Origin of the sequence: Rothia sp. (in: high G+C Gram-positive bacteria) (assembly GCF_030540545.1) — a bacterium.
Classification (GTDB): Bacteria; Actinomycetota; Actinomycetes; order Actinomycetales; family Micrococcaceae; genus Rothia.
Map to the genome: position 1 here is coordinate 1 of NZ_JAUNVZ010000068.1, position 1,223 is coordinate 1,223.

Below are 1,223 nucleotides of genomic sequence, written 5' to 3' on the forward strand. Positions count from 1 at the left end.
AGTAGGGTCCCAAGAACCCCGAAGGTGGCCGCCGGGATGTTTGCGGTGCGCCTACGTCCACTCAGAAGCAGGGTCCACACCAGCAGAATAACTGCCGATACCGCAGTACACATAACCAGCCCAAGCACCCCATGAATATATGAGGCGACAACGGTCATCACCGTCAACGCTCCGGTCGCGACGGCGGGGATGCCGTGCCCGCGCTTATCGTTCAAAACATGAGCGACTTCCCATGCACCCACCCCAGCGGTTAGCGCGGCAGTAAAAACCATCACGGGCGGGAAGAACAGCCCCAAGAGAAGAAGCACCCCGAAAGCCACCCCCACGCCAATGGCGGCGGGCAGGTCCCGCCCAGCCTTTGACGTGGGCTTTACCTGCGGTAGTGAGGGGGATTCCCCGGTGCTTTCGGGTTCTGCTGTCATCGTTGGTACCGGCTCCCGCTAAACCTCTAGCAGTTCGGATTCCTTGTGCTTGTACAGCTCGTCAATAGTATCAACATGTTTCTTGGTGAGGGCATCCAGTTCCTTCTCGGCACGTGCCCCGTCATCTTCACCGATTTCACCGTCCTTGACGTACTTATCAATGGTGGTCTTGGCGTGACGGCGAATATTACGCACCGAAATGCGGGCCTCTTCGGCCTTATGGTTCACCAGTTTCGTGTATTCTTTACGGCGTTCAGCGGTCATTTCTGGCATCACCACGCGGATAGCCACCCCATCGTTGCTGGGGTTAACACCCAAATCCGAGTCACGTAGCGCCTTCTCGATAGCGGCGAGGGCGGTCACGTCAAACGGCACGATTTTCACGGTGCGGGCGTCCTCAACATTGAACGAAACAAGCTGCTGCAGCGGGGTGGGTGCCCCGTAATAATCGGCGGTGAGCGAGCTGAACAGGCCCGGGTTTACGCGGCCCGTACGCACCTTAGCGAACTCAGCCTTAGCAGCTTCAACAGTCTTGTCCATCTTCTCGCCAGCTTCGGCAAGGGTTTCTTCGATCACTTCGGATCTCCTTCTGGGGGTGAAGTCGGCGCGAGCCGAATCTGAACATTATTTTCGTGGCGGCTTCCAGCGGTACGGGCGGACTCTACGATGGTGCCCGGGTACTTGAGCGATGCCTGTAGTTATAGTTTAGTCGCCCCACGGCCTTCGCGGCGACTCTTTGCGCCTGTGTGTCGGTGCGATGGGGCAAGACGCCGCTGTATAATAGCGCGGCACCTAGCGAGT

1 protein-coding gene and 1 pseudogene are annotated in these 1,223 nt (G+C 58.2%); both read right to left on the reverse strand.

Annotation, left to right across the window (positions count from 1 at the left end; translation table 11 throughout):
* Positions 1-422: pseudogene (locus Q4P78_RS08970) on the reverse strand (phosphatidate cytidylyltransferase); the annotation flags it as partial.
* An 18-nt stretch (positions 423-440) separates the two neighbouring features.
* Positions 441-998: a ribosome recycling factor gene (gene frr / locus Q4P78_RS08975; RefSeq protein ID WP_303340027.1), complete on the reverse strand. Its 558-nt coding sequence runs from the start codon at positions 996-998 to the stop codon at positions 441-443.
* Between the last annotated feature and the right edge of the window lie 225 nt (positions 999-1,223).